General features: G+C 66.9%; 17 protein-coding genes and 5 tRNA genes. 6 read left to right on the top strand and 16 right to left on the bottom strand.

Annotated elements, in window-relative coordinates:
• Positions 1-71 precede the first annotated feature (71 nt).
• The 12 genes from lon to grxC form a co-directional block, all read right to left on the bottom strand.
• Complete coding sequence (lon, locus tag ACKTTN_RS05665; protein ID WP_407908912.1) at positions 72-2,501, bottom strand: endopeptidase La; 2,430 nt, start codon at positions 2,499-2,501, stop codon at positions 72-74.
• Positions 2,502-2,843: 342 nt separating this feature from the next.
• Positions 2,844-4,133 carry an ATP-dependent Clp protease ATP-binding subunit ClpX gene (gene clpX / locus ACKTTN_RS05660; RefSeq protein ID WP_407908911.1) on the bottom strand — a complete coding sequence of 430 codons (1,290 nt, stop codon included), beginning with the start codon at positions 4,131-4,133 and terminating at the stop codon, positions 2,844-2,846.
• Positions 4,134-4,284: 151 nt separating this feature from the next.
• A complete protein-coding gene (gene clpP / locus ACKTTN_RS05655) occupies positions 4,285-4,911 on the bottom strand; it encodes an ATP-dependent Clp endopeptidase proteolytic subunit ClpP (RefSeq protein ID WP_407908910.1) in 627 nt (208 codons plus the stop codon).
• 72 nt (positions 4,912-4,983) lie between these two features.
• Positions 4,984-6,282, bottom strand: coding sequence for a trigger factor (tig, locus tag ACKTTN_RS05650; protein ID WP_407908909.1), 1,299 nt, complete (start codon positions 6,280-6,282; stop codon positions 4,984-4,986).
• A gap of 327 nt (positions 6,283-6,609) precedes the next feature.
• Positions 6,610-6,694, bottom strand: a tRNA-Leu gene (locus ACKTTN_RS05645).
• 63 nt (positions 6,695-6,757) lie between these two features.
• Positions 6,758-6,833 (bottom strand) — tRNA-Lys (locus ACKTTN_RS05640).
• A 50-nt stretch (positions 6,834-6,883) separates the two neighbouring features.
• A tRNA-His gene (locus ACKTTN_RS05635) sits at positions 6,884-6,960 on the bottom strand.
• Positions 6,961-7,069: 109 nt separating this feature from the next.
• Positions 7,070-7,146 (bottom strand) — tRNA-Arg (locus ACKTTN_RS05630).
• 42 nt (positions 7,147-7,188) lie between these two features.
• A tRNA-Pro gene (locus ACKTTN_RS05625) sits at positions 7,189-7,265 on the bottom strand.
• Between the two features lie 121 nt (positions 7,266-7,386).
• Positions 7,387-8,394, bottom strand: coding sequence for an isocitrate dehydrogenase (locus tag ACKTTN_RS05620; RefSeq protein WP_407908908.1), 1,008 nt, complete (start codon positions 8,392-8,394; stop codon positions 7,387-7,389).
• Positions 8,395-8,516: 122 nt separating this feature from the next.
• The gene (locus ACKTTN_RS05615) at positions 8,517-8,906 is read right to left on the bottom strand and encodes a carboxymuconolactone decarboxylase family protein (RefSeq protein WP_407908907.1); all 390 of its coding nucleotides are present in this window, start codon (positions 8,904-8,906) and stop codon (positions 8,517-8,519) included.
• Positions 8,903-9,169 (bottom strand): glutaredoxin 3, encoded by a 267-nt coding sequence (grxC, locus tag ACKTTN_RS05610; protein WP_407908906.1) that lies wholly within the window; start codon positions 9,167-9,169, stop codon positions 8,903-8,905. The genes ACKTTN_RS05615 and grxC overlap by 4 nt, the downstream gene beginning before the upstream one ends.
• Positions 9,170-9,372: 203 nt before the next feature.
• On the opposite strand from grxC, the gene ACKTTN_RS05605 reads away from it, so the two are divergent.
• The 5 genes from ACKTTN_RS05605 (at position 9,373) to ppx (ending at position 16,738) form a co-directional block, all read left to right on the top strand.
• A complete protein-coding gene (locus ACKTTN_RS05605) occupies positions 9,373-10,947 on the top strand; it encodes a M48 family metalloprotease (protein ID WP_456237282.1) in 1,575 nt (524 codons plus the stop codon).
• 71 nt (positions 10,948-11,018) lie between these two features.
• On the top strand, positions 11,019-11,726 hold the full coding sequence (gene phoB / locus ACKTTN_RS05600; protein ID WP_407908905.1) for a phosphate regulon transcriptional regulator PhoB: 708 nt from the start codon (positions 11,019-11,021) through the stop codon (positions 11,724-11,726).
• Between the two features lie 65 nt (positions 11,727-11,791).
• Positions 11,792-13,126 (top strand): phosphate regulon sensor histidine kinase PhoR, encoded by a 1,335-nt coding sequence (phoR, locus tag ACKTTN_RS05595; protein ID WP_407908904.1) that lies wholly within the window; start codon positions 11,792-11,794, stop codon positions 13,124-13,126.
• Complete coding sequence (ppk1, locus tag ACKTTN_RS05590) at positions 13,123-15,201, top strand: polyphosphate kinase 1 (RefSeq protein WP_407908903.1); 2,079 nt, start codon at positions 13,123-13,125, stop codon at positions 15,199-15,201. Before phoR ends, ppk1 begins: the two co-directional genes overlap by 4 nt.
• A 7-nt stretch (positions 15,202-15,208) precedes the next feature.
• Entirely contained in the window at positions 15,209-16,738 is a 1,530-nt protein-coding gene (ppx, locus tag ACKTTN_RS05585) for an exopolyphosphatase (RefSeq protein ID WP_407908902.1), read from the top strand.
• Positions 16,739-16,785: 47 nt separating this feature from the next.
• On the opposite strand, the gene creD is transcribed toward ppx, so the two are convergent.
• The 3 genes from creD to creB form a co-directional block, all read right to left on the bottom strand.
• Positions 16,786-18,132, bottom strand: a complete 1,347-nt coding sequence (creD, locus tag ACKTTN_RS05580) for a cell envelope integrity protein CreD (RefSeq protein WP_407908901.1) — start codon at positions 18,130-18,132, stop codon at positions 16,786-16,788.
• An 82-nt stretch (positions 18,133-18,214) separates the two neighbouring features.
• Positions 18,215-19,642, bottom strand: a complete 1,428-nt coding sequence (gene creC, locus ACKTTN_RS05575) for a two-component system sensor histidine kinase CreC (protein ID WP_407908900.1) — start codon at positions 19,640-19,642, stop codon at positions 18,215-18,217.
• Between the two features lies 1 nt (position 19,643).
• A complete protein-coding gene (creB, locus tag ACKTTN_RS05570) occupies positions 19,644-20,306 on the bottom strand; it encodes a two-component system response regulator CreB (protein WP_407908899.1) in 663 nt (220 codons plus the stop codon).
• A 57-nt stretch (positions 20,307-20,363) separates the two neighbouring features.
• On the opposite strand from creB, the gene ACKTTN_RS05565 reads away from it, so the two are divergent.
• Entirely contained in the window at positions 20,364-21,230 is an 867-nt protein-coding gene (locus ACKTTN_RS05565; RefSeq protein ID WP_407908898.1) for a 23S rRNA (adenine(2030)-N(6))-methyltransferase RlmJ, read from the top strand.
• Here ACKTTN_RS05565 and ACKTTN_RS05560 read toward each other — a convergent pair whose 3' ends face one another.
• Positions 21,231-22,160 (bottom strand): cation diffusion facilitator family transporter, encoded by a 930-nt coding sequence (locus ACKTTN_RS05560; protein WP_407908897.1) that lies wholly within the window; start codon positions 22,158-22,160, stop codon positions 21,231-21,233. It abuts the gene before it with no gap.
• Positions 22,161-22,169 lie beyond the last annotated feature (9 nt).

Below are 22,169 nucleotides of genomic sequence, written 5' to 3'. Positions count from 1 at the left end.
GACAGGCGCAAGCCGGAAAGCCAGTAACGACGCGGCTTTCCGGCTCACGACCAATGTCCGTTACCGCTGTCTCAGTGCGTCACTTCCACTGGCGTACTGGCGACGGGCGGCTCCAGCACCGGCATCTCTTCGGGCACGGGCGTAGGCGCGGCAGCGGGCGTGACCGGATGCTCCAGTGCGACATCCAGGACCTCGTCGATCCACTTCACCGGCACGATCCGCAGGCCCTTGGTGACCGACTTCGGCATGTCGACGAGATCCTTCTTGTTCTCGTCGGGAATGATCACGGTCTTGATGCCGCCGCGCAGTGCCGCGAGCAACTTCTCGCGCAGGCCGCCGATCGCCAGCACGCGACCGCGCAGCGTGATCTCGCCCGTCATCGCCACATCGGCCTTGATCGGATTACGCGTGAGCAGCGACACCAGCGCCGTCACCATCGCGATACCGGCCGACGGGCCGTCCTTCGGCACCGCGCCTTCCGGTACGTGGACGTGCAGGTCGTGCTTGGTGAGGAAGTCGATGTCGATGCCCAGCTGTTCCGCGCGACCACGCACGACCGACAACGCGGCCGATGCCGATTCCTTCATCACGTCGCCGAGCTGGCCGGTAAGCAGCATCGCGCCCTTGCCCGGTGCAAGCGCGGCTTCGATCTGCATGAGATCGCCGCCGACCTGCGTCCACGCGAGACCGGTCACCAGACCGACTTCACTCTGCTCTTCGGCACGACCGAAGTCGTACTGGCGAACACCGAGATACTTCTCGAGGTTCTTGGTGTTGATGAGCATCGGCCCCTTGCGAACCTTCGCACCGGCGAGCGCGAGTTCCTTAACCACCTTGCGGCACATCTTCGCAACCTGGCGCTCAAGGTTTCGCACGCCCGACTCGCGCGTGTAGTAGCGCACGGTGTCGCGCAGCGCGTCTTCGGTGACCTTGATCTCGTCCTCGCGCAGGCCGTTCGCCTTGACCTGCTTGGGCAGCAGGTAACGCTCGGCGATGTTGAGCTTCTCCTCTTCCGTGTAACCCGGAATGCGGATGACCTCCATGCGATCGAGCAGCGGGCCAGGGATGTTCAGCGAGTTCGACGTCGCGACGAACATCACTTCCGACAGGTCGAGATCGACTTCAAGGTAGTGGTCGTTGAACGCGCTGTTCTGCTCCGGATCGAGCACTTCGAGCAGCGCAGCGGACGGATCGCCACGGAAATCCATGGCCATCTTGTCGATTTCATCCAGGACGAAAAGCGGGTTCTTGCTGCCGACCTTGTTGAGGTTCTGCACGATTCGGCCCGGCATCGAACCGACATACGTGCGGCGATGCCCACGGATCTCCGCCTCATCGCGCACGCCGCCCAGCGACATGCGCACGAACTTGCGGTTCGTCGCCTTCGCGATCGACTGGCCGAGCGACGTCTTGCCCACGCCGGGCGGGCCGACGAGGCACAGGATGGGCCCGCGCATCTTCTGCACGCGCGTCTGCACCGCGAGGTACTCCAGGATGCGTTCCTTGACCTTTTCCAGGCCGAAGTGATCGGCGTCGAGCACTTCCTGCGCGACCTTCAGTTCCTTGCGGACCTTGGTGCGCTTCTTCCACGGCACACCGAGCAGCCAGTCAAGATAGTTGCGAACGACAGCCGATTCGGCCGACATCGGCGACATCTGCTTGAGTTTGTTGAGTTCGGCCTTTGCCTTCGCTTCGACTTCCTTCGGCATGCCGGCTTCCGCGATCTTGCGCGTCAGCTCGTCGATATCGTTCGGCGCATCGTCCAGCTCACCCAGTTCCTTCTGGATCGCCTTCATCTGTTCGTTGAGGTAGTACTCGCGCTGGCTGCGCTCCATCTGCGACTTCACGCGGCCACGGATGCGCTTCTCGAGCTGCTGCACGTCGATCTCGCCATCGACGAAGCCGACGAGCATCTCTAGTCGCGCGCCAATACCGTTAGCTTCGAGCAGTCGTTGCTTCTCGGAAATGCGCACCGACAAGTGCGCCGCGATCGTGTCTGCCAGACGACCGGGCTCGTCGATGCCCGACAGTGTCTGCATCAATTCCGGCGGCAGCTTGCGATTCGACTTCACGTACTGCTCGAACAGTCCGAGCAACGTGCGCGTGACGGCTTCGAGCTCGCGCTCGTCGCGATCGCCTTCCGGTTCGATCACGCGCGCACGGCCGAGCAGCGCGCCATCGCGTTCCGTGACCTTGTCGACGCGCGCACGCGACACGCCTTCGACCAGCACCTTGATCGTGCCGTCGGGCAATTTCAGCAGCTGCAATACATGCGCGAGCGTGCCGACCGAATACAGATCGCTTCCCGACGGATCGTCGACGTCCGCGGACTTCTGCGCGACAAGCAGGATGCGCTTGTCGGACTCCATCGCGTAGTCCAGCGCACGGATGGATTTTTCGCGCCCCACGAACAGCGGAATGACCATGTGGGGAAAAACCACAACGTCGCGGAGCGGCAGGACCGCCAGGTCCAGGTTCTCGCGGGCGGTGGATTCGGTCATTGAATTGCTCCCGGGGTCGTGACTCCGGTCAGCATGAGACCGGTGCCGAAAAAGGTGCGTGGAGGATCACGCTTACGCCCTTAATGGGGCTCGACAGGGGTGTTGCAAGCGTCATACCACGCCGAAGCGCCCCGCAAGTTGCTGATTCGTGAGGACGGCCTGCCAGCAGCAGCAACACTCCGGCGCGCGATGCGGCGCGCGTGTGTCGTGACGATGCGCCTTCACGCGCAATCGCGCGCGCCTTGCTTGCGACGACGCGGCCGCGCGCGGGAATACGGCCGCCAGAACGCAGACGGGCGACCCGCTGGGCCGCCCGTCCGTGTACCGCTGCTGCTGGTCCGGTCACTCGCCGGATGCGGCCTTCGCCTGGGGCGCTGGCGGCGTCTGGTAGATCAGGTACGGCTCGGCCTTGTGCTCGATCACCGTCTCGTCGACGACCACCTTGCTGACGTTTTCCTGCGACGGCAGCTCGTACATCGTGTCGAGCAGCACCTGCTCGACGATCGTGCGCAAGCCGCGCGCACCGGTCTTGCGCTTGAGCGCCTTCTTCGCGATCGCCGACAGCGCGTCCGCGCGGAACTCGAGCTCGACGCCTTCCATCTCGAACAGCTTCTTGAACTGCTTGGTGATGGCGTTCTTGGGCTCGGTGAGGATCTTCACCAGCGCCGGTTCGTCGAGCTCCTCGAGCGTCGCGATCACCGGCAGGCGGCCGACGAACTCGGGGATCAGGCCAAACTTGATCAGGTCTTCCGGCTCGACTTCCGCCAGCACCTTGCCGATCTCGGCCTTGCGCTCCGAGCTCTTCACCTTCGCGCCGAAACCGATGCCGCTGGAATCCGTGCTGCGCTGCTGGATGATCTTGTCGAGGCCCGCGAACGCGCCACCCACGATGAAGAGAATGTTGCGCGTGTCGACCTGCAGGAACTCCTGCTGCGGGTGCTTGCGGCCGCCCTGCGGCGGCACGCTGGCGACCGTGCCTTCGATGAGCTTCAGCAGCGCCTGCTGCACTCCCTCGCCCGACACGTCACGCGTGATCGACGGGTTGTCCGACTTGCGCGAGATCTTGTCGATCTCGTCGATGTAGACGATGCCCTGCTGCGCCTTCTCGACGTCGTAGTCGCACTTCTGCAGCAGCTTCTGGATGATGTTCTCGACGTCCTCGCCGACGTAACCGGCTTCGGTCAGCGTCGTCGCATCGGCCATGGTGAACGGCACGTTGAGCAGGCGCGCGAGCGTTTCGGCGAGCAGCGTCTTGCCCGAGCCGGTCGGGCCGACCAGCAGGATGTTCGACTTCGCGAGCTCGACGTCGTCGTTGCGCTGACGGCTCTCGATGCGCTTGTAATGGTTGTAGACCGCGACGGCGAGCGTGCGCTTGGCGCGCGACTGCCCGATCACGTACTGGTCGAGGACGTCGAGGATCTCCTTCGGCTTCGGGAGATGGCTGCGCGTGGACTGCGCCTTCTCCTGGAGCTCCTCGCGGATGATGTCGTTGCACAGTTCGACGCATTCATCGCAGATGAACACGCTCGGGCCGGCGATGAGCTTGCGCACCTCGTGCTGGCTCTTCCCGCAGAACGAGCAGTAGAGGATCTTGCTGCTTTCGCCCGTGCGGCCCTGTCGGTCGTCGCTCATGTTCTGCCTGGCTTACCTTGAATCGCAGTGTGGAAGCACACCGCTGAATGGCGGCCCGAGGATAGCACAGCGTCCCGAGGCCCTAACGGGCCCGGGACGGTGGCATTTCCGGGGGATGTGAAGGCGGTCCGCACGGGGTGCGGACGAATCCTCAGGTTGCCTGGATCGACTCGTCCGGGCGACGCTCGAGCACTTGGTCGACCAGACCGTATTCCTTCGACGCCTGGGCGCTCTTGAAGTTGTCGCGCTCGGTGTCGCGGGCGATCGTCTCGATCGGCTGGCCGGTGTGCTTGGCCAGGATCTCGTTCAGGCGCTGACGCAGGGTCAGGATCTCCCGGGCGTGGATGTCGATGTCCGACGCCTGCCCCTGGAAGCCGCCCAGCGGCTGGTGGATCATCACGCGCGAGTTCGGCAGCGCGAAACGCTTGCCGGCCGCGCCCGACGCCAGCAGCAGCGCGCCCATCGACGCGGCCTGGCCGACGCAGATCGTGCTCACGTCGGGCTTGATGTACTGCATGGTGTCGTAGATCGCCATGCCGGCGGTGACCACGCCACCCGGCGAGTTGATGTAGAGGTTGATGTCCTTCTCGGGGTTTTCGGCCTCGAGGAAGAGCATCTGCGCCACGATCACGTTCGCCATGTGGTCGTCGATCGGACCGACCAGGAAGATCACCCGCTCCTTGAGCAGGCGCGAATAGATGTCGTACGCGCGCTCACCGCGGCTGGTCTGTTCGACCACCATCGGTACGAGATTCAGGGCGTGGGGGCGATTGTCCATGGGTCCGTCGATCTCTCAGCTGTGTATGCGGTCCGGCCAAGGGTGGGGCCGGCCGGACCGCGACACAAGGCCTTACTGGCGGATCGCTTCCGCAAAACTCAGCGACTGTTCCGTGTGCTGGGCGCGTTCCGCGATCCAGTCGATCACCTGCTCTTCCATCACGCGGTTCTGCAGGCTCTGCATGAGGTTCTGGTCGTTGCGGTAGAGCTCGATGACCTGCTGCGGCTCTTCGTAGGTGGACGCGATGAGACGCATCGTCTCGTTCACGCGGCGCGCGTCGAGGCGGAGGTCGTTGCGACGCGCGATCTCGCCGACGAGCAGGCCGACCAGCACGCGCTTGCGCGCCGGGTCCAGCATCTGCTCGACCATACCGTCCGGCAGGTCGCCCTGGTGGCCCTGGCGACGCGCGTTGTCGAGCGCCTGCGCGGCGATCGCGCGCGATTCGTTCTCGACCAGGCGCGGCGGAAGCTCGACGTGCTCGTACGCCGCGATCAGCTGGTCGCCGACTTCGCGACGCAGGCGGTTCATCAGCGCACCCTTGAGCTCGCGCTCGAGGTTGCTGCGGATCTCGGTGCGGAAATGCTCCGGATCACCGCTCTTCACCCCGAAGCTGCGGATGAAGTCGGCGTCGATTTCAGGCAGCACCGGCTCGGCGACGCGACCCACGTTGACGTTGACCTTCACCGTGCGGCCGGCGAACTCGGTGACGCGCCAGTCGGCCGGGAAGTCGACGTCGAACGCCTTGCTCTCGCCTGCCTTCATGCCGGTGAGCTGCTGTTCGATCGTCTCGAACATCATGCCCGAGCCGATCACGTCGGCACCGTGCTCGACGCCTTCCGCCGGAACGCGCTGGTCACCGGCCTGCGACCACGTTTCGAACTCGACGAGATCGCCGACAAGCGCGCCGCGATCGACGTTCTGCCACGTGCGACGCTGCATGCGCAGGTTCTCGATCATCGTGTCGATGTCGGCGTCGCTGACGTCCGCGGTGTGGCGGATGACGTTGAGCTTGGCGACGTCGATGTCGCCGAAGTCCGGCACGACTTCGAAGTTCGCGACGAACGCGATCTGGCCGTCATCGCCGGTCGACGGCTCGATGCGCGGCTGGCCGGCGATCTGCAGCTTGTTGTCGCTAACGGCGCTGCGGAAGCTGTCGCCCAGCATGCGATCGAGGATCTCGGAGCGGACCTGCGAGCCGTAGCGCTGCTCGATCACCTTCGCCGGCACCTTGCCCGGGCGGAAGCCCTTGAGCTTGGCAGTGCGCGCGATCTCGCGCAGGCGCGCCTCGACCGCCGAGTCGAGCTGGTCGGCCGGGAGGCTGAGGGTCATGCGGCGCTCGAGGTTGCCGACGGATTCGACCGAAACTTGCATATCCACTCCTGCGACCGCGGCTCCGCCACGGCACGTATCTGACTGACGGTTCGGGACGGCAGGCGGTTACACCGGCCGTCAAGGTAAGAACGGGATAGTTTGGCGGATCGGGCGGGGGCGCGCCAGCTGGGGCGCGGTGGCGCCTCGCGTCGGGCGCCGGACGGGTCGCTTACCCGGCGGTTGCGGGTTCGATCGCGCCGGCACGAGTTGCGACCTGACGCCTTCGTGGGTGGCAACCGTGACCCGCAACCGTCGAATCACGGCAAGCGCGTCACTCCGCGCGCGACGGCGCGTAGTCAATGCCGCAAGCGACGTTTCCGTACGGCGTGGTGCGAAAGGCGGGACTCGAACCCGCACGCCTTGCGGCGCTGGAACCTAAATCCAGTGCGTCTACCAATTCCGCCACTTTCGCGCATGCGGCCAAAGGCTCTGCCGCAAAAGAAAAAAGCACCCGGCGAACCGGGTGCTTTCAAGATGGTGGGCCGTCAAGGATTCGAACCTTGGACCTATTGATTAAGAGTCAACTGCTCTACCAACTGAGCTAACGGCCCGCGCTGCAATTTTAACAGCTATCGCGAAAGACACAACCGCGAAAACAAACTGGGGTGGCTGAGGGGACTCGAACCCCCGACATCTGGAATCACAATCCAGTACTCTAACCAGCTGAGCTACAGCCACCGTAGAACCTGTGGCGGGCTGCCCAAGAGCAACAGCACACCGGCATTTCAGTATCTCAGTGTGCGGCGGCGAACATCACCGCACGCACTCGATTTCATTCATCACTGCGTGGCGCGCCCGGCAGGAATCGAACCTGCAACCACCGGCTTAGAAGGCCGGTGCTCTATCCGGTTGAGCTACGGGCGCGTATCCCGAGCAAACTCCGTGAGCAGGTCCGGCCAGGCCGGGTGGTCGGGGCAGAGGGATTCGAACCCCCGACCCTCTGGTCCCAAACCAGATGCGCTACCAGACTGCGCTATGCCCCGGCCGGTACTTCCGTCGCGCGCCAGCGCCGCGAAAGGGTGGGCATTCTCTGCTGCCGGCCGGTCCCTGTCAATGAAAAAGCGGCCGCGGCGCAAGGCATCAACCGCGCTGCGGCCACGTGCATCACAGGCGTCGCGTGATCGCCTCGGCGAACGTCGTCGTGGTGCCCGTGCCGCCGAGATCCGGCGTCAGCGAATCCTTAGCTTCGAGCGTGGCGACAATGGCCTTGCGCAGGCGCTCGGCGTCCGCGCACTTGCCGAGGTGGTCAAGCATCTGAGCTGCGCCCAGCAGCAGCGCGCACGGGTTCGCCTTGCCCTGCCCCGCGATGTCGGGCGCAGTGCCGTGCACGGCTTCGAAGATCGCCGCGTCGGTGCCGATGTTCGCGCCGGGCGCGAGGCCGAGGCCGCCGACCAGGCCCGCGCACAGGTCGGAAATGATGTCGCCAAAGAGGTTCGTGGTGACGATGACGTCGAACTGCTCCGGCTTCATGACCAGCTGCATGCAGCAGTTGTCCACGATCATCTCGTTGCACTCGATGTCGGTGTATTCCTGCGCGACGATGCGGGCGGTCTTGAGGAACAGGCCCGACGTCGACTTCAGGATGTTCGCCTTGTGCACCACCGTGACCTTCTTTCGGCCGGTGCGGCGTGCGAGTTCGAACGCGTAGCGCACGATGCGCTCGGAACCGCGACGCGTGACCTTCTGCGTCAGCACGGCGGTTTCGCCGTCTTCCGACACCGACTGGCCTTCGCCGATGTACGCGCCCTCGGTGTTCTCGCGGACGGTGATCAGGTCGACGCCGCTACCGAAGCGCGACTTGGTGTTCGGGAACGAGATCGCGGGGCGCACGTTCGCGTACAGGTCGAAGCGCTTGCGCAGCTCGACGTTGATCGACGAGAAGCCTTCGCCGACCGGCGTGGTCAGCGGGCTCTTCAGCGCGATGCGGTTCTTGCGGATCGAATCCATCGTCGCCGCCGGCAGCAGCTCGCCGGTCTTCTCGTAGGCGACGAGGCCCGCGTCGGCGAACTCGTAGGACAGGCCGAGGTTCATCGAATCGAGAACCTTGAGGGTGGCGTCCATGATTTCCGGGCCGATGCCGTCGCCGCGGATGACCGTGATCGTTTGCGTCATTTCTGATTTCCGGGAAATGGCGGCCGAACGTGGCTGTACGGCGCCGAATTGAGCCGCCCATTATGCCGAAGGCCCGGGTTCAGCGCCCGGGCCTTGGTCTCGAAGCGGCGGTGGCGACGCGGTCAGCCGTGGTCGTGCGCGGCCGGCGCGGACTCACCCTGCTCCAGACGGTCGAGGAAATCGACCGCGCGGCGCAGGTGCGGGATGACGATCGAACCGCCGACCACCAGCCCGACCGAAAACGCCTCGAACATCTCGTCGCGATCGACGCCGGCTTCCTTGCACTGGGCGACGTGGTAGCTGATGCAGTCGTCGCAGCGCAGCACCATCGACGCGACCAGGCCCAGCAGCTCCTTGGTCTTCAGGTCGAGCGCGCCGGCCTGGTAGGTCTGGGTGTCGAGCGCGAAGAAGCGGCGTACGACCTGGTTGGGCTCGGCGAGGATCCGCTCGTTCATGCGCTTGCGGAACGCGGTGAACTCGGCGACGCGGTCCTTCTCGTTCTGGGCGCTCATGCGCGGCCCTCGAGCAGCGGTTGGAGCCCGCCCTTGCGATGCAGCGCGATCATGTCGTCGTAGCCGCCGACGTGCGTGTCGTTGATGAAGATCTGCGGCACGCTGGTGCGGCCGGTGGCCGCGACCATCTTCTGACGTTCGGTGGCGTCGAGGTCGATGCGCACTTCGGTCCAGGTCTGGCCCTTGCTCTGCAGGAAGTTCTTCGCGGCCACGCAATACGGGCAGACGGCGGTGCTGTAGATGACGATGTTGGCGCTGCTCAAGACGGCTCTCCCGCGGGAATCGCGGGGGACTATGGACGCCGGGAACGGCCATTTCCAGCCCCGGCGCTGGAACACAGCGATGGAACGATCCAGCGGCAATGCGGTCGAACGTCGCACTTAACAGACGATTCACGCCTGACGGCCGCCGTCGCGGCATGCTCGCGATGCGAGGCGGCACCGTCGCGCGCCATGGGGAATTCCGCTTGCGTCGTATTTCGCTCCTGACCGCCGCCCTGGTCGCCGTCGTCGGCGTCGCGCCCGTCGCTGCGCAACAAGGCCGCCTGCCCGACATCGGTTCGTCCGCAGGCGAACTCATCACGCCGGCGCAGGAGTCGTATTACGGCGCGATGACGCTCGCGCAGTTACGGCACATGGACTACGTGCTCGAAGACCCGCTGATCGACAGCTGGCTCGACACGCTCGGCCACCGCCTCGCCGGCGCCAGCGACGACAACAAGCGGACGTACACGTTCTTCATGCTGCGCGAGCGGCAGATCAATGCGTTCGCGACGCTCGGCGGCTACGTCGGCGTCAACTCGGGACTGGTGCTTGCCGCCGATCGCGAGGACGAAGTCGCCGGCGTGCTCGCCCACGAGATCTCGCACATCACGCAGCAGCACGTGCTGCGCGCCGTCGAGCGACAGAAGCAGGATCAGCTGCCGACGCTGCTGGCGATGCTCGGCGCCATCGTCGTCGCCCAGCAGGCGCACGGCAATTCGTCGGACGATGCCGCGCAGGCCGCTATGGTCGCAGCGATGGGACTGGCCGAGCAGCGCGCGATCAACTACACGCGGGCCAGCGAAGCCGAGGCCGACCGCGTCGGCATGCAGGTGCTCGCGCGCAGCCATTTCGACCCGCGCGGCATGGCCGATTTCTTCGAGAAGCTGCAGACGCGCTCGCGCACCAACGAAGCCAGCGCGTACGGCGACGAGTCGCCCGACTACCTGCGCAGCCACCCGGTCACGCTGTCGCGCATCACAGAAGCCAAGGACCGCGCCGAACGCCTGCGCGAGCAGCCCAATTACGGCGCCACGTTCGCGACCGACAATCCGCTACTCCCGGGCGGCCTCCGCGTCGACGCCAGCACCGGCACCGGCCCGACCGGCCTGTTCGACTACGCGCGCGAGCGCCTTCGCGTGATGAGCGCGCCGACGCCCGCGGAAGCGATCCACGAATACGACGGGCTGCGCCATGCGCGTGCTCTGAACGCGCCGGAACAGTACGGCCTGGCCGTCGCCTACCTGCAGGCCGGCCAGCCGAAGACCGCGCTGCCGCTTCTGACCACCGTCGCCAACCAGCGCCCTGCCGACGTGTGGCCGCAACTCGCGCTCGCGGAGGCGGAAGCGGCAACCGGCGACGGCACGTCGGCCGACGCCCGCTTCGAAGCGCTGGTGAAAAAAGCACCGACCAGCCGCGCGATCGTTCTCACCTACGCCAAGGTGCTGGCCGAGCGCGGCAATGCGGCTGCCGGCAAGCGCGCACAGGCCATCCTGCGGCCGCTGATGGCCACGCTTTCGGACGATCCGCTGTTCCAGCGCACCTTCGCGCGCGCGAGCGAACTGGCCGGCGATCCGGTGCGTGCCGGCGAGGCGCACGCCGAAGCGGCGTACCTGAGTGGCCGCCCGGAACTGGCGCTGGCCCAGCTCAACAACCTCAAGAAGCGCGGCGACCTCGACTACTACGCCCGCTCGCGCATCGACGCGCGCATCGCCGAGATCACGCCGACGGTGCTGGAGCTCAAGCGGCAGGGCATCCGCGACGAGGATCTCAAGCGCTGACGCCGGCGCTGTCACGGGTGTGTAACCAAACGGTAGTGTAGTGCGGTCATCCGAAGGACCCCGGTGGCCGAGTGCACAAGCGCATCCTGATCGTCGAAGACGAACCCGCGATTCGCGACATGGTCGCCTTCGCCCTGCGCAAGGGCGAGTTCGACCCCGTGCACGCGGGTGATGCGCGCCAGGCGCAGGAAGCCATCGCCGATCGCGTGCCGGACCTGATCCTGCTCGACTGGATGCTGCCCGGCACCAGCGGTCTCGACCTCGCCCGCCGCTGGCGGCGCGAAACACTGACCCGCGAAGTGCCGATCATCATGCTCACCGCGCGCGGCGAGGAGAACGATCGCGTCGGCGGGCTCGAAGCCGGCGTCGACGACTACGTCGTCAAGCCTTTTTCCGCGCGCGAGTTGTTGGCCCGCATCCGCGCCGTGCTCCGCCGCACGCGCGAGGACGACGAGGACGGCTCGATCACCGTGGGCACGCTGCGCATCGACGGCGCGGCGCATCGCGTGCTCGCGCGCACCGATGCCGGCGAGCAGCCGGTGCAGATCGGCCCGACCGAATACCGCCTGCTGCACTTCTTCATGACGCATCCCGACCGTGTCTACTCGCGCTCGCAGCTGCTCGATCATGTGTGGGGCGGTTCGGTCTACGTCGAGGAACGCACGATCGACGTGCACATCCGCCGCCTGCGCAAGACCCTCGAGCCGTACGGGCTCGACGGCATGGTGCAGACCGTGCGTGGCGCGGGTTACCGGTTCTCCGCCTCGCCCGAAATCTGAGTACTGCGGTCTTGACGACGTATTCCGCGGCCGGCGGGCGGCCGCCGCCGTTTAGACTGCGCGGCATGACGTCCAGCGCCCGATCCGCCTGGTTGCGCACGCTCGGACTGGTCGCGATCCCGACCGGTGCCGGGCTTCTGTGCGGCGCGATCGCGCAACGCCCCGCGCTGGGCCTGGCCATAGGCGCCATCGCGGCGATCGGCTGGCAGATGTGGCGCGTCGCCGGGCTGGTCGCGCGACTCACCGCGGGGCGCCACGCGCGCCCCGATGCATCGGCCGACATCTATGGCGAGATCGAGCGCCTGCTGCACAGCCGGCAGGGCAGCGCGCGCGTCCGCAAGCGCAGGCTGGTCGGCATGCTGCGCGCATACCGCGCCGCGGCGACGGTGTTGCCCGACGCGGTGATCGTGGTCGAGCGCGACACCCAGCGCGTGGTGTGGTTCAACGAAGCCGGCACCACGCTGCTCGGCCTGCGCTATCCGGGCGACGTCGATCGCTCCATCGTCGAAAGCCTGCCCGCGTTGCCACTTGCATCGTGGCTGGCACGCGGTCGCCACGCGGAACCGCTCGAGATCGGCTCGCCTCTCAACGGCAACGTGACGCTCAGCCTGCGCCTGCTGCCCTACTCCGACGAGCTGTGGCTGCTGGTGGCGCGCGACGTCAGCCGGCTGCTGCAGCTCGAGCAGGTGCGTCGCGATTTCGTCGCGAATGTCTCGCACGAACTACGCACGCCACTGACCGTGCTGCATGGCTACCTCGACATGCTCGACCCGGCCGACCAGCCTGAATGGGCGCCGATGGTCGCGGAAATGCAGCGCCAGTCATCGCGCATGACGCAGCTCGTCGAAGACCTGCTCACGCTGTCGCGGCTCGAATCGCGCGCCGAACTGCCGACCGAGGAAGTGATTCCGATGGCGGGCATGCTCGCCGCACTTCGCCGCGAAGCGCTGGCGCTCAGCCAGAACCGCCACGAGATCGACGTCGACGACCGCGCGGATGTCGACCTTTACGGCTCGCCCAAGGAACTGCACAGCGCGTTTTCCAACCTCGTCGCCAATGCGGTGCGCTACACGCCGGCTGGCGGTCGCATCCGCATCGGCTGGGAAAGCGAGCGCGACATCGACGGTGCGGATGGCGTGATGCTGTCGGTCACCGACACCGGTTACGGTATTCCCGCCGCACACCTTCCACGCATCACCGAACGCTTCTATCGCGTGTCGACCAGCCGCTCGCGCGAGAGCGGCGGCACCGGGCTGGGGCTTTCGATCGTCAAGCACGTGCTCAACCTCCACCAGGCGCGGCTCGACATCCGCAGCGAAGTGGGCGTGGGCAGCACGTTTTCCTGTCATTTCGGCGCGGCGCGCGTGCGCGGGCGGCAGCCGCTGGAGCAGATCGCATGAATGCCGAAACCGACGTCTCCGACGACCTGCTGCGTGATCCGGCGCTGTACTTCAACCGCGAGCTTTCGCAACTCGACTTCAACTTCCGCGTTCTCGCGCAGGCGCAGGACGACGCCGTGCCGCTGCTCGAGCGCCTGCGTTACCTGTGCATCAGCTGCACCAACCTCGACGAGTTCTTCGAGATCCGTGCCGGCACGCTGCAGCATGCACAGGAGCTCGGCCTCGCTGCAGGGCCCGATGGCCTGGTGCCGTCCGCAACGCTCGCGCGCATCCACGAACGCGCGGCGGATCTGGTCAAGTCGCAGTACGAATGCTGGAACGACGTACTGCGTCCGGCACTGGCCAACGCCGGCGTGCGCGTCTTGCATCGCGACGCGTGGACGGACGACCAGTCCGCATGGCTGCGTGCGCATTTTCGCGACGAGATCCTGCCGGTGCTGTCGCCGCTGGGACTCGATCCCGCGCATCCGTTTCCGAAGATCCTCAACAAATCGCTGAACATCGTCGTCGTGCTCGACGGTCGCGACGCATTCGGCCGTGCCGGCCACCTCGCCATCGTGCGTGCACCGCGCTCGTTGCCGCGCATCATCCAGTTGCCGGAGGCGGTGTCGGGCGGCCCGACCGATTTCGTGTTCCTGTCGGCCATGCTGTCGGCGTTCGTGGACGAGCTGTTCCCCGGCATGACCGTGAAGGGCGCGTACCAGTTCCGCGTCACCCGCAATTCCGAGCTGCTGGTCGACGAGGAAGAAGTCGAGAACCTCGCGCTGGCACTGCGCGACGAGCTGCTCGGCCGCGGCTACATGCGTGCGGTGCGGCTGGAAATCGCCGAGCAGTGCCCGGATGACATCGTCGGCCTGCTGCTGCAGAACTTCGAACTCGACGAGTCCGCGGTCTACCGCATCAACGGTCCGGTGAACCTCAACCGTGCGATCCAGGTGTACGACCTCGTGCGCCGGCCGGATCTGAAGTTCCCGCCGTTCACGCCGCGCATCCTGCCGGGCGTGGAGTCGATGTTCGAGACGATCGCGGCGCGCGACGTCGTCCTGCACCACCCGTTCGATTCCTTCATGCCGGTGCTCGAACTGCTGCGGCAGGCGGCGGAAGATCCGCACGTGCTTGCGATCAAGCAGACGCTGTATCGCGCCGGCAAGGATTCGCAGATCGTCGAGCACCTGATCCAGGCCGCCCGCAACGGCAAGGACGTCACCGTCGTCGTCGAACTTCGCGCACGTTTCGACGAGGAAGCGAACCTCGGTCTTGCCGATCGCCTGCAGGCTGCGGGCGTGCAGGTCGTGTACGGCGTGGTGGGCTACAAGACGCACGCAAAGATGATGCTGATCGTGCGGCGCGAGGGCAGCAAGCTGGCGCGCTACGTGCACCTGGGCACCGGCAATTACCACCCGGGCACGGCACGTGCGTACACCGACATCGGCCTGATGACCGCCGACGCCGACATCGGCCACGACGTGCACCTGATGTTCCAGCAGATCTCGGGCCTTGCGCCGTCGCTGGAGCTGCGCCGCATGTTGCAGGCACCGTTCACGCTGCACAGCGGCATGCTGATGCGCATCGAGCGCGAGGCGCGCAACGCGCGCGCCGGAAAGCCCGCGCGAATCATCGCCAAGATGAACGCGCTCAACGAGCCGCAGGTCATCCGCGAGCTGTACAAGGCGTCGCAGGCCGGCGTGCGCATCGACCTGATCGTGCGCGGCGCGTGTTCGCTGCGTCCCGGCGTTCCCGGCGTGTCCGACAACATTCGCGTGCGCTCGATCGTCGGGCGGTTCCTCGAACATTCGCGCGTCTACTGGTTCGAGAACGGCGGCGAGCCGGAACTGCTCTGCGGCAGCGCCGATTGGCTGGAGCGCAACCTGCTGCGTCGCGTCGAAACCGGTTTCGTCATCGTCGATCCGCGCGTATCGCGACGCGTGTTCGCCGAAGCGCTGGAAAACTATCTCGCCGACAACTGCAACGCGTGGGAACTTCACGCCGACGGTCGCTATGCACGCGTGCTGCCTGAGGACGGCGAGCCGCCGCATTCGGCGCAGGCCAAGCTGCTGTCGAAGTTCTGCGGGTGATGCACCCATGAATGGCCTGCTGCACACGGCGCGGCTTCCGCTGCAGGACGGCGACCTGCTGGCCGCGGTCGATCTCGGTTCGAACAGCTTCCACATGGTGGTGGCGAGTTACGTGCTCGGCCAGCTCCGCATCGTCGACCGCATCAAGGAGACCGTGCGGCTCGCCGAAGGCCTCGACGCTGCCGGCGGCCTGTCCGCGCCGGTGCGCGAACGCGCGCTGGAATGTCTGGCGCGTTTCGGCCAGCGCGTGCGCGACATCCCGCCGCAGCACATGCGCGCCATCGCCACCAACACCGTGCGCCGCCTCGCGATGCCGCAGGCCTTCCTCGCACCGGCGGAAAGCGCGCTCGGCCATCCCATCGAAGTCGTGGCGGGCCGCGAAGAAGCGCGCCTGATCTATCTCGGCGTGGCGCACGAGCAGCCGCCCAAGACGGGGCATCTTCGGCTCGTCATCGACATCGGTGGCGGCTCGACCGAATTCATCATCGGCAGCGGGTTCGAGGCGATCGAACGCGAAAGCGTGCAGGTCGGCGCGATCGCCACCACGCGCCGATTCTTCGCCGACGGCAAACTTTCGCGCAAGGCGTGGCGCGTCGGTGTCGCGGCGGTCAGCGCCGAGCTGCAGCAGTTCGCCGGCACGTATCGCTCGCTGGGCTGGGACGAGGCGCTCGGCTCGTCGGGCACCGCGAAAGCGATCGGCGAAATCTGCGCGGCCATGAAGCTGACCAAGGGCGCGATCACCGCCGAAGCATTGCCACAGGTGCGCGACCGCCTGCTGCAGTCCGAACGCATCGAGGACATCGAACTGCCGGGTCTGTCCGCGGATCGCCAGGCGATCATCGCCGGCGGTCTGCTGGTCATGGAGGCCGCGTTCGACGCGCTCGGCCTGACGCGCGTGGCCGTCAGCAAGGCGGCGATGCGCGAAGGCATCCTGTACGACATGATCGGCCGCGGCGGCTCGGACGATCCGCGCGAGGCGTCGGTGATCGCGCTGATGGAGCGCTACGGCATCGATCGCGCGCAGGCGCAACGCGTCGAGGACACCGCGATGCGGCTGTTCGACCAGGTCGCGGGCGACTGGTCGCTGGACGGCGACGACCGCCTGATGCTGGCGCGTGCGGCGCGCCTGCATGAACTCGGCCTCACCATCGCGCACAGCAAGTACCACCTGCACGGCGCCTACGTGATCGAGAACTCGGATATCTCCGGTTTCTCGCAACAGCAGCAGCAGTTCCTTGCCGCACTGGTGCGCACGCATCGCCGTCGCCTGCACAAGAGCGATTTCGACGCCCTGCCCGATCGCCTCCTGGCCTCGGCCCGGCACCTCGCCGCGTTGCTGCGGGTCGCGGTTGTGCTGCATCGCGGGCATGACGCCGAACCGATCCCGCAACTCGCCGCACGTGCCGAAGGCGAGTTGCTGACGTTGACGCTGTCGCGCCCATGGTTCGAGAGTCGGCCGCTGTTGAAGGCCGATGTGCGCTCGGAGCAGGACTACTTCGGTGGCCTCGGCGTCGAACTGGTGATCGACGCACGCTGACGACGAAGGCGCGACGACTCGCATCGTCGCGCCCCGACGCACGTCCCTCATGCCGTCCGTGGTGTGGTCGAACCGACGCGGTACCAGTCGAGCCGCCGCGTCGCCACCATCACCGCGGCAAGGATCGCGAACAGCAACACGGAGCCGAGCACCAGCGCGTTGTCTTCGGATATCAGCAACCCGTAAAGCGCGGCGTAGAGAAGGCCCAGCATCACCGCGAACGCGGTGCCTCGCAGTGCGCTGCGCAAGACCGCGCTCAGGTAGAAGCCGATCAACCCGATGCAGGCCGCGCTCGCGATCACGTACGCCGTCGGGAACGGAATGTGCTCGCTGAGGCTGACCAGCAGCAGGAAGAAGATCACCAGCGCGAGGCCGACCAGCCCGTACTGGATGGGATGGATCGGCAACTGCCGGATCACTTCGAACATGAAGAAGCCGACGAACGTGATCGCGACGAACAGCACGCCGTACTTCGTCGCGCGGTCGGCCATGGTGTAGGCATCGACCGGATCGTCGAGCACGACGCCGAGCGTCGGCAATGCGCCGCCATCGACGATGGTGTTCGAGATCGCACGTACGTTGGCCGCCTGCCGTGCGTAGTACTGGCGCTGCGCATCGGTGGCGATCGACGCCACCTGCCACTGCGCCTTGAAGCCCGCGTTCGATACGTCGCTACGCCACGGCGACAGCCCCTGGAAGCTCGGGTGCGGCCATGTCGAATGGATGTCGATTGTGTTGCGCTTGCCGACCGGAACGAAGGCCAGCGACTGCGTGCCCGCCAGCTGCACGTCCAGCCGCGATGTCAGCGAAAACCGCGCCCCGGGCGCGGGTGTCGCCAGCGTCGCGTGCATGCCGGCGTCGTCACGCGCGCCCGCGCCCTCCTGCAGCGCGACGTCGCGACCGTCGATGCGCACGCGCGGCGTGCCGTGCAGGCCGCGCACGTCGGAGAGCGCATAGCCGAGCACGGGCGTGCCGATGATGCGGTCGGTGTCGGCAGCATCCGTTGGAATCTGCACCTCGAAATCGGCGGTGACGACGCCGTTCCACTCGTACACCGGCACCCGGTACAGGCCGCGTTTCCGGGTCGCGGGGACCAGCGGACCGGTCGCGTCCAGGCGCGTCGGGAAGAACGTCCATTCGAACGACTGGCGCTTGCGCACCGTGCGCACGATGCCGTCGCGCCCGGTTTCCTCGACGTCCGCCATTTCCGAATACGGCACGGTGAGCACCGGGCCCACGAGCGTCTGTCGACCGCCGTACATGTTGCCGATGTCGGTCACCGCCTGGTCGCGATAACGCTCCCGCTCCCCGATGAGTCCGTTGACCATCGCCAGCGGGATGAGGATCAGGACCGTCATCACCGCTACTAGCACCAGTTTGAATCCGATGCGCATGTCGCCCATCCGTATGAAGGTGCGACGAGCCTGGCGCGCGGCCGTGCGCCGGCGATGGCCGGACGGTGAAGCGGGTATGAAGTCAGGCCGGCAGGTCGATGCGGGCTTCGGCGCCGCCACCTGCGCGATTGCGCAGCGAGGCGCGGCCACCGTGCAGGTCGGCCACCTCGGCGACGAAACACAGCCCGAGCCCGCTGCTTCGGCTGGCGCCACCCGGACGCGGCAGCGAATAGAAACGCTCGAAGACGCGGCCACTCGCGTAGTCCGGCACACCTGCGCCGCGGTCGAGCACGCGCAGCACGACGTCGTTGCCATCGTGGTCGACGCGCAGTTCGATGACGCTGGCGTCGGGCGCGAAATCCGACGCGTTCTCGACGAGGTTGGACAGCGCCTGGCGCAAAAGGAATGCGTCACCCGGCGGATGCGGGAGATCCGAAGCGACAGTCGCGTTGATCGCCTGCCCGCGCGCGCGCAACCGCTCGCGGCAGTCGGCGAGCACGTCGTCGACGAGCGCCCGGATGTCCACCGGTTGCGGCGACTCCAGCGTCTGCCGATGCTCGACCGCCGCAAGCGCGAGCAGCTTGTCGATCATCTGCGCCATGCGATCGCTCTGCGCGCGAATGCCGGCGACGAACTGAGCGCGATCGACGTCCGCCAGTGGTTGTTCCAGCAGCTCCGCACTCGCGCGGATCGCCGCAAGCGGGCTCTTCATCTCGTGCGTCAGCGAATGCACGTACTGCTCGACGTACTGCTTGCCTTCGAGCTTGGTGCGCATGGTTTCCAGCGCATGTCCGAGCTCGGCGAATTCGCCGGCGGTCGATGGCAGCGTCGCGCGTTCGCCCGCAGTGACCGACTGCGCGTAACGCCGCAACAGCCCGAGCTGGTTCGACAGCCACCATGCCGCGGCGAGCCCGGTCATCAACGCGACACCCAGCAGCACCGCCCCCCAGCGCGTGATAATGGTCTGGCTGCGATCGATGAACGGCTGCAACGCGCGATTGGGCTTGGCGACGGTGAGCACGCCAATCAACGCACCCTGCGCATCACGCACAGGCGCGGCGACGTGCATCACCGTCGAATACGGATCTTTCGGGTTTTCCGCGGTCGACCGCGCGCCGTACTGGCCGTGCAGCGTGCGGTAGACGTCGTTCCACTTGGAATAATCCCGCCCGACATCGCGACCGGTGCTGTCGAACACCACGATGCCGTGCGCGTCGGTGACGTATATGCGGTAGGTCGCCGCGCGCTTGGAGAAGCCCCAGATCGCCGCGCCCGGATCACGGCCGCGCAGTGCACGCACGTGCTGCGCGAAACGGCCGTCGGCGATATGGCCGGACGCAAGATCATCGGCCGCGAGTTCCGCGAGCACGTTCGCGGTGTCGACCAGCGTGTCTTCCATCGCCTGGCGAACGCCGGGCTTCACCTGCGCGACGAATACCTTCGTCACAAGCAACCCGGCCAGCGCGACGATCGCGAAGTAGCCGAGGAAGATGCGCAGGCCGATGCGCATGTCAGTCGACGTGCAGCGAGTAGCCGAGGCCGCGTTGGGTGCGGATCGGGTCGGCATCCGGATCGACGTCGCGCAGCTTCGCCCGCAGCGTCTTGATGTGCGTGTCGACGGTGCGGTCGGTGCTATCGCTGTCGGTGCCCCAGACGCGGTCCATCAACTGTGCGCGGGTCAGGATCGCGCCGGGCCGCTGCAAAAGCGCGGCGAGCAGGCCGTATTCGTAGCGTGTCAGGTCCAGTACACGACCGCGCCAGCTCACGCGATGACCTTCGGCGTCATGCGCGAATCCGCCGGTCGGCGCGGCGCCCCGGCTGCGGCGCAACACGGCGCGCACGCGCGCGACCAGTTCGCGCGGCGAGAACGGTTTGGCGACGTAGTCGTCCGCGCCGATCTCGAAACCCAGCACGCGATCGGCCTCGGCGTCGCGCGCGGTGAGGAAGATCACCGGCAGGTCGCGGCCACGGCGCAGTTCGCGGCACAGCGCGAAGCCGCCGATGTCGGGCAGGCCGACGTCGAGGATGGCGAGATCGTGCGTGCCCGCGGCAGCCAGGCGCAGCGCGTCGCCGCCGGTGAGCGCGTGCTCGACCTCGAAGCCGTCCTCGCGCAGCGCGAACTCCACCGTCCGTGCGATCGCGCTCTCGTCTTCGACCAGCAGGATCCGCCCCATGTGCCCCTCCGATTCGGCCGCCAGTGTGCCACCGCCTACCCGCGTACCCTATCCGGCATGAACTATCGCCACGCCTTCCACGCCGGCAACCACGCCGACGTCCTCAAGCACGCCGCGCTGCTCGCGCTGTGCGACGCCCTCGTCGCCAAGCCCGCGCCCCTGTTCGCGCTGGATACCCACGCCGGTCGCGGCCTGTATTACCTCGATGCGGCGCAGGCGAAGCGCACGGGTGAGGCGTCCGGCGGCGTCGGCGGAATCGACCGCCTGCAACCGGGCACCGAACCGGCGCCGCTGCGCGCGTATGTCGATGCGATCACCGCCTGCCGCAACGCGCATGGGCCGAACGCCTACCCCGGCTCGCCGTGGCTGCTCACGCACGCGCTGCGCGCGCAGGACCGCATCACCTGCTGCGAGCTGCAGCCCGAAGAAGCGGACGCGCTGAAGTCCGCGATGGCCGGAGATGCGCGCGTCGCCGTGCACGCGCGCGACGGCTACGGCGCGATGCACGCCCTTCTTCCGCCGCGCATCGGCGAGGAACGCTTCGGTCGCGGGCTGGTGCTGATCGATCCGCCGTTCGAAGCGCAGCTGCAGGAGTTCGAGACCGCGCTGCGCGCGCTGCGCGACGCACTCGAACGCTGGCCGCAGGGCACGTACGCGTTGTGGTATCCGATCAAGCAGCGGCGCGCGTTGCAGCGCGCCTACCGCTCGATGGCGACGATGCCGGCGAAGTCGGTGATGGTGGCCGAGCTGCTGGTGCGGCCGGACGACTCGCCGCTGCGCATGAACGGCAGCGGCCTGTTGCTGCTCAATGCGCCTTACCGGTTCGACCAGCGCATGCGCGAGCTGTTACCGGTGCTCGCCGATGTGCTCGGCGAGCCGACCGGCGCGGCGTGGCGCGTCGAATGGTTCAAGGCGCCGGCCTGATCAGTCGTTGACCGCCGCGCCCGACTTGTCCGGCAGGTCGGGCTCGAAGAAGCTCCAGCGCACCTCGGGGAACGTCGCCTTCATTTCGCGCTCGACGGTGTTGATGGCGTGGACCATCGCCGTCGCGCTGCCCGCCTCGCGCATCTGCGCCTGCACCGACACGACCGCGTGGTTGCCGAGCTGCACGGTGATGAGGTTGAGCACGCGCTCGATCTCGGGCCGTGCCTTCAGGTAGTCGCAGAGTTCGCGTTCGCGCAGCGGGTCCATGCTCTGGCCGATCAGCATGGCCTTGATGCCGATGCCGACCATCACCGCGACGACGATCAGCAGCACGCCGATCGCGATCGTGCCGACCGCGTCCCAGATCGGATTGCCGGTGACGACCGACAGCATCACCGCGACCAGCGCGAGCACGAGGCCCGCCAGCGCCGCGAGGTCCTCGCCGAAGATCACCAGCAGCTCGCCCTGGCGCGTCTCGCGGAACCATTGCGCCAGCGAGCGTCCACCGCGTGCCTTGTTCACTTCCTGCATGCAGGCGCGCATCGAGATGCCCTCGGCGATCACGCCGAACGTGAGCACGCCGGCAGCCCACCACCATTGCCGCACGGGCTCGGGGTTCGACAGCTTGTGGATGCCCTCGTACAGCGAAAACATGCCGCCGATGGTGAACAGCATCACCGCGACCAGGAACGACCAGAAGTAGATGGCCTTGCCGTAGCCCAGCGGATAGTTCGGCGACGGCGGTTTCTGCGACTGGCGGACGCCGACCAGCAGCAGCACCTGGTTGCCGCAGTCGGCCAGCGAATGCACGGTCTCGGCGAGCATCGCGCTCGAGCCGGTGAAGAACGCCGCGACGCCTTTCGCCGCTGCAATCGCGAGGTTCGCGCCTAGCGCGAAGAAGATCGCGCGGGTGGAATCGCCGCCAGCCATGGATCGTCC

It is taken from the genome of Lysobacter claricitrinus, assembly GCF_045866565.1.
Taxonomy (GTDB): Bacteria; Pseudomonadota; Gammaproteobacteria; order Xanthomonadales; family Xanthomonadaceae; genus Cognatilysobacter; species Cognatilysobacter claricitrinus.
The sequence above is the reverse complement of the archived record's forward strand: the minus strand, read 5'-3'. Positions and strand labels throughout refer to the sequence as shown.